Origin of the sequence: Mycolicibacterium arseniciresistens, assembly GCF_030519285.1 — a bacterium.
GTDB lineage: Bacteria > Actinomycetota > Actinomycetes > Mycobacteriales > Mycobacteriaceae > Mycobacterium > Mycobacterium arseniciresistens.
This window is the reverse complement of sequence record NZ_JAUMSQ010000002.1, coordinates 1-6,316: the sequence shown is the minus strand read 5'-3', so window position 1 is coordinate 6,316 and position 6,316 is coordinate 1. Positions and strand designations below refer to the sequence as shown.

7 protein-coding genes are annotated in these 6,316 nt (G+C 69.5%); 3 read left to right on the top strand and 4 right to left on the bottom strand.

Annotated features, from left to right (window positions below):
- Positions 1 to 507, bottom strand: a 507-nt coding sequence (locus Q2100_RS00785; protein WP_302912433.1) for a hypothetical protein, incomplete at its 3' end; no start/stop codon positions are given.
- A gap of 195 nt (positions 508 to 702) precedes the next feature.
- Positions 703 to 1,251, bottom strand: a complete 549-nt coding sequence (locus Q2100_RS00780; RefSeq protein WP_302912431.1) for a TetR family transcriptional regulator — start codon at positions 1,249 to 1,251, stop codon at positions 703 to 705.
- A gap of 295 nt (positions 1,252 to 1,546) precedes the next feature.
- On the opposite strand from Q2100_RS00780, the gene Q2100_RS00775 reads away from it, so the two are divergent.
- A complete protein-coding gene (locus Q2100_RS00775; protein ID WP_264012123.1) occupies positions 1,547 to 2,335 on the top strand; it encodes an SDR family NAD(P)-dependent oxidoreductase in 789 nt (262 codons plus the stop codon).
- Positions 2,336 to 2,343: 8 nt separating this feature from the next.
- On the opposite strand, the gene Q2100_RS00770 is transcribed toward Q2100_RS00775, so the two are convergent.
- Both Q2100_RS00770 and Q2100_RS00765 read right to left on the bottom strand, forming a co-directional pair.
- Positions 2,344 to 3,102, bottom strand: coding sequence for an alpha/beta hydrolase family protein (locus Q2100_RS00770; protein ID WP_302912430.1), 759 nt, complete (start codon positions 3,100 to 3,102; stop codon positions 2,344 to 2,346).
- Positions 3,103 to 3,148: 46 nt separating this feature from the next.
- Positions 3,149 to 3,715: a dihydrofolate reductase family protein gene (locus Q2100_RS00765; RefSeq protein ID WP_302912429.1), complete on the bottom strand. Its 567-nt coding sequence runs from the start codon at positions 3,713 to 3,715 to the stop codon at positions 3,149 to 3,151.
- Positions 3,716 to 3,846: 131 nt separating this feature from the next.
- On the opposite strand from Q2100_RS00765, the gene Q2100_RS00760 reads away from it, so the two are divergent.
- Together Q2100_RS00760 and Q2100_RS00755 are read left to right on the top strand one after the other, a co-directional pair.
- Complete coding sequence (locus tag Q2100_RS00760) at positions 3,847 to 4,833, top strand: sigma-70 family RNA polymerase sigma factor (protein WP_302912432.1); 987 nt, start codon at positions 3,847 to 3,849, stop codon at positions 4,831 to 4,833.
- Positions 4,834 to 4,878: 45 nt separating this feature from the next.
- Positions 4,879 to 6,075, top strand: a complete 1,197-nt coding sequence (locus Q2100_RS00755) for an NAD(P)/FAD-dependent oxidoreductase (protein WP_302912428.1) — start codon at positions 4,879 to 4,881, stop codon at positions 6,073 to 6,075.
- The last annotated feature ends 241 nt before the right edge of the window (positions 6,076 to 6,316 follow it).

Sequence of the window (6,316 nt, the reverse complement as noted above, 5' to 3'; positions counted from 1 at the left end):
GGTGATGATCATCCACTGGTGGCCCCAGCGCTTCATCTGCAGGAACCCGATCGCCGCGGCGATCCGCATCGTGAAGACGGTGAGGATCATCCCCACTTCCATCGCCTTCTCCCCCGGCCCTGCCGCGCCCCCGACCAACAGTTCGTTGTAGTGCCAGAAGTAGCCGGCGTCGAACATGTTGCCCCAGCCGTTGAGCAGCACGCGCGCCAGCAGCGTGTGGTTCGCCACCAGGTCGAGCGCCCAGCCGACCGTGTTGATCGCGGCGTCGATGATCACCAGGTAGCCGATCAGGGTGACGATCATCGGGCGCACCGAGAGCCCGTCGCGCGCCGCCTTGCGCAGCAGCCAGACCCCGCGCAGGAACAGCGGCAGGCCGAAGACGCCGAGGGCCGCGGTGCCGATCAGCAGAGAACCCGAGATCAGCCACTTGTCGGCCTGGCGCTGCGCCTGCTGCGACCGTTCGTGGTGGTCCTCGAACGTCAGCCCGCCCTTCGGCGTCGCCGCGATCTCAGAAGACTTGCCCCTGCGCCCGCCGCCCCGCAGCTTCACCGTTGGCAGATTCACGACCCCTCCTACCGATCGCCGACGGGCTCCTCGCACCCGGCGAACAGCACCGGCCGTCGGACTCGTGGCTGACTATAGTCATCGAAGTGCGGACGGCGAAAGGCTCGCGTCCTGTCGGGGACGGTCAGAGCCGAGCGATCAGCGCGGAGGTGCCACCCGCAGGCTGCGCAGGGTGCGGGTCATGAAGTCGTCGAGCATCGCCCGGCGTGTCGGCCAGTCGTTGGTGGTGACCAGCAGCGCATACAGGCCGAGGAGGAAGAACACCGCACTGTTCATCGAGTTCACGTCGGAATCGATGTCGCCCCGCTCGCGGGCCTTCTCGATCTGCTCGGCGACGAGCACGATGATGGGGTGGTCGTCGCCGTCCTCGGCGGGCGGACGGGTCTGCGAGAAGTGCAGCGCCAAGAAGTCTTTGAACAGCGACCCGCCCAGGCGCCGCTCCAGTCCGATGATCAGCCGGGCCGCTTCGTCCAACGCCGAAGGCAGGTCGGACTTCGACTTGAGGAACTGGCCGAGCTGTTTGGCGATGCGGTCCTCTTCTCGCCGTTCGAGTTCGAGGAGAACGTGTTCCTTGGTCGGGAAGTGAAAGAAGAAGGTGCCGTGGGCGACGCCTGCGGCGGCAACGATCGCGCCGACGTCGGCGTCGGCCATGCCCGACCGCTTGAACTCGGCGATGGCAGCACCCATCAGTCGTTCCCTCGTCTGCAACCGCTTCGCTTCGCGCGTGGATAGACCGTTCGCCACCGCCCTACCGTTCTGCCGTGTTCCGACCTGCTCAGCCGGGTTCGCACCTGCTGTGAACCTTCGACATTAGCGCCTCCGCGCTCCGGCCCGGGCGGCTGAGAGGCAAGTGGACGGCCGTGTCAGCCGTGCACACTCCTGCACGACCGATCGAAGACGGTTCCAGCATTCCTCTGACTGACTCAAGTCATCGACTGTAGGGTGGTCCGCATTCCCGTCGGACGTCCCAGGAGCAGCGAACATGGCACTCGAGCAGTTCAATCTGGATGGTCAGGTGGCGATCGTCACCGGTGCCGGACGCGGCGTCGGCGCGGGAATCGCGAAGGTGCTCGCCGAGGCCGGGTGCACGGTGGTGGGCACGGCGCGCACGGAGTCCGAGATCGTCGGCACGATCGGTGAGATCGAGGCCGAGGGCGGAACCGGCCTGGCCCTGGTGGCGGATGCGATCAGCCGGGAGGACGGCGAACGTGTCGTCGGCACCGCGATGGAGACGTTCGGCCGGGTGGACATCCTGGTCAACAATGTCGGCGGCTCCACCTACGGGCGATTCCTCGACATCACCGACGAGGACTTCCGGCACACCTTCGACTGGTGTGTCACCTCGGCATTCATCATGAGTCAGTTGGTCGCCCCGCACATGCTCGAGGCCGGCCACGGCTCCATCGTCAACATCTCCTCGGGCTCAGCGCGTTTCGGGATCCGCGCGCTCGCGGCCTACTGCGTGGCCAAGGGCGGCCTCGAGGCACTGACCCGCGCGATGGCGCAGGAGCTCGCCCCGAAGATCCGGGTGAACGCCATCGCGCTGGGATCGTTCGCCACCGCGGGATTGCAGGGCAGCCTGGACATGATGCCCGGCTCACTGGAGCGGATGCAGGAGCTCACTCCGCTGCACCGGCTGGGCGATGTCGCCGACCTCGGCAGGCTGACCGTCTACCTGTGCACCAAGGACTGCTACGCCACGAACGCGACGTTCCACGTCGACGGCGGCATCGACTCGAACAACTCGCCGCTGCCCATCCCGGACTACTGAGCCGTCCGTCAGTCCCCGAGGTAGGGGTCGGCCCACGCGCCGATGATGCGGCCGGCACGGTGGGCCTGCCCGGGGCCGGTGAGCAGATGCTCGGCGCCCTCGAGTGAGACGAAGCTGCGCGGGTGTCGCGCGGTGCGGAAGATCTCGCTGGCGTTCGCGATGCCGACGGTGTTGTCGGTCGGCGAGTGCAGGATCAGCAGCGGCATCCGCAGCTCGCGGATCTTGTCGCGCAGGTCGGCCGCCCGGACGTCCTCGACGAACGCCCGCTTGAGCGTCAGCGACCGGCGCCCTGCCATCCACTCGGCGCTGCCCTCGGCCAGCACCCGCTCCACCACGGCGTCGTACTGCTTCTCGGCGTGGGCGGGGTCGAACGGTGCGCAGACGGTGACCACGGCCCGCACGCCGGGGCACTGCCTGGCCGCGGCGATCACGGCCGCCCCGCCGAAGGAGTGTCCGATCAGGATGTCGGCCGGAGTGCCGCTGTCGGCCATGAATTCGCAGGCACGCACGATGTCGGCGACTTTGTGGGTGAACGACCCGTCGCCCCAGTCCCCCTCGGAGTCGCCGAGGCCGAGCGCGTCGAACCTCAGCATGCCGATGCCGTCCTTCGCCAGCTGCTTGCAGATGCGCGCCGCCGCCGGCGAGTCCTTGCCGAGCGTGAACCCGTGCGAGAAGACGCCCCAGCCGCGCGGCTCTCCCGCGGGCCGCTCGATGATGCCCGCGAGTGTCGGCCCGGTGGAACTGAGGAAGGTGACGCGTTCGGCCATGCCGGTGGTCTATCACGACTCGCGCGATGAACACCTGTCAACCACGTCACCGGACGTACCGCAGGAACACGAGGTTGCGACCGAGCGTGCGGCTCTCGACCAGTTCCAGGGGGGTCCTGCCGCCCGTCGCGCCGAACAGGCGCCGGCCCGCGCCGAGCACGACGGGGTAGATCGTGAGCCTGAGTTCGTCGACGAGTTCGCTGTCCATCAGTGCGTGCACCAGTCGGGCGCTGCCGTAGACGACGATGTCGCCGTCGACCGTCCGCTTGAGCTCGGCCACCGTGGTCGCGACCTCGCCGTCGAGGACCGTCGCGTTGTTCCACTTCGGCTGCCGGTGGCCGGCGGAGACGACGTATTTCGGCATGCTGTTCAATCTGTCCGCCCACTCGCCGCTGCGGGAAGGCCAGCGCGCCGCGAACCACTCGTCGCTTCGCCGGCCGAGCAGCAGGGCCTGCGCCGCGCGCGCCTCGTCGAGCATGAGTGCCGCCCACGCGGCGCGGTCCTCGTCACCGGCCGCCGAGATCCAGCCGCCGCGCTCGGAGCCCTCCTCGCCGGTGGGGTCTTCGACGACTCCGTCGAGCGTGATGTTCTCGCTGACGACGATTCGTCCCATGAATGCTCCTCGATCGGTGTTGGCTGTCCCGTGTATTGACACCGCGGCGTCGGCGAAGGTGGCGTCCGGCCGGGCGCCCCTTCTGCCCGGCGGCCGGTGTCCGTACGGAGGTGTGGGAGGAAGAGACCGAAGTGGTGGCCGACGACCTGGCGGCGCGGGCGCGGACCGGGGACGGTGAGGCGTTCCGCGCGCTGACCGAGCCGTATCAGCGCGAACTGCTGGTGCACTGCTACCGGATGCTCGGGTCGTTCCAGGACGCGGAGGACACCCTGCAGGAGACGCTGCTGGCGGCCTGGCGGGGATTCGCGTCGTTCGAGGGGCGTGCCTCGCTGCGCACCTGGCTCTACCGGATCGCCACCAACCGGTGCCTCAACGCGCGGCGGGCGGCCGGTCGGCGCCCGGCGTCGGGCTGGGACGTGCCGGGCGTCGAACCGCGGGAACCGAGCCGGCTCGGTGAGGTGGTCTGGCTTCAGCCGTTTCCCGACGCCCTGCTCGAGGGTGTCGTCGACGCGCAGCCGGGTCCGGAGGCCCGCTATGCGCAGACCGAGGCCATCTCGCTGGCGTTCGTCACGGCGCTCCAGCTCCTGCCGCCGCGCCAGGTCGCGGTGCTCGTCCTGCGCGACGTGCTCGGGTTCCGCGCCGACGAGGTGGCCGGCATGCTCGACTCGACCGTCGACTCGGTGAAGAGCGCACTCAAGCGGGCGCGGGCCGGCGTCGAGCAGCGCCGGCCGGTTAACGCCGGTCCGCCGTCCGCCTCGACCGGCGCCGTGGTGGCCCGGTTCGTCGACGCGTGGGAAGCCGCCGACGTCGACGCACTGGTGACGCTGCTGACCGACGACGTTTTCGTGTCGATGCCGCCGATGCCGTTCGAGTACATCGGGCGCGACCTGGTGGCCGGGTTCTGTGCCGACATCTTCGGCGCCGGGCGCCGCTTCGACCTGGTGCCGACACGGGCCAACGGGCAGCCGGCGTTCGGCGCCTACCTGCGCGCACCCGGCGGTGTGCGGCACGGCACCGGTGTGTACGTCCTCACCCTCGCCGGTGACCGCATCAGCGCGATGACGCGGTTCGACAACTCCGTCCTCCCGTCGTTCGGCCTGCCACGGTCGCTCCCCTAGTCGCGCGCCCTTGTGTCCGGGTCGGCGGGACGTGACGATATGGCGATGCCGGACACCGCACGCATCCTCGTTCTCGGGTCGGGGTTCGCCGGGTTGTGGGCGGCACTGGGCGCCGCCCGGCGGCTCGATGAACTCGGCGCGTCCCCCGACTCGGTCGACGTGACGGTGGTGAGTTCGCAGCCGTTTCACGACATCCGTGTCCGCAATTACGAGGCGGACCTCACCCCGTGCCGAATCTCGTTGCCGCAGTTGCTCGATCCGGTCGGTGTCGGGCATGTCACCGCCGATGTGGCCGGTGTCGACCCGTCGGCGCGAACCGTCCGCACCACCGACGGCGCCACGCTGGGCTACGACCGCCTGGTCCTCGCGGTGGGCAGCCGGGTGGTGCGGCCGGACCTTCCCGGACTCGCGGAGTTCGGGTTCGACGTCGACACCTATGACGGGGCGATGCGGCTGCAGGCCCATATTCGCTCGCTGGATCGGGGCGATCCGGCGTCTGCGACCGCGGTGGTCGTCGGAGCGGGTCTCACCGGCATCGAGATCGCCTGCGAGCTACCGCAGATGCTCGCGGGCGCGCTCGGTGTCACGCCGCGGGTGGTCCTCGTCGACCACAATCCGCACGTCGGTTCGGACATGGGCGAATCGGCTCGGCCCGTCATCGAGGAGGCGCTGGCCGGCAACGGCGTGGACACGGTCACCGGCGTCCGGGTGATCGGTGTCGGCGAGCGGAGCGTGACGCTGTCGTCGGGTGAGGACGTGTCCGCCGCGACCGTGGTGTGGTGTGCCGGCATGCGGGCCAATCCGTTGACCGCGCAGTTCGGCGTGCCGTGCGACCGGCTGGGCCGGCTGCCCGTCGACGACTTCCTGAGGCTGCACGGTGTGGGCGGAGTGTTCGCCGCGGGTGATGTGGCCGCGGCACGGATGGACGACGAGCACCTGTCGGTGATGTCGTGTCAGCACGGTCGGCCGATGGGCCGCTATGCCGGTTACAACGTGGTCGGCGATCTGCTCGGCGCCCCGATGCTCACGCTGCGGATCCCCTGGTATGTAACCGTTCTCGACCTCGGACCGGCCGGGGCGGTGTACACCGAGGGCTGGGACCGGCGGGTCGTCAAGCGCGGCGCCGAGGCGAAGGCCACCAAGCGGGTGATCAACGGCGAACGGATCTACCCGCCGCTCGATGGTGACCGTGCCGCGCTGCTGGCCGCGGCCGCGCCGGAGTTGCAGGCCGCACCGAAGTGATCAACGGTCTCTCACTCGTCAACATATGTTGACGCGATTACATGCCGTCGCGCCCGCTCGCCGCCGATAGCGCTCAAGCGAGGACGCTCTCGGCCGTTCGCCGACAGCTGCCAAGCTGCAAATTCACAAGGACGCGAGGGCGTGCACCGGCGGGCCATGGCGGCGCGCCGGCGCCCGACTCAGGCCGCGGCCGGTGGTGGCTGCGGTTGAAACGGCTCGTACCACCACCAGTCGGCCCGTT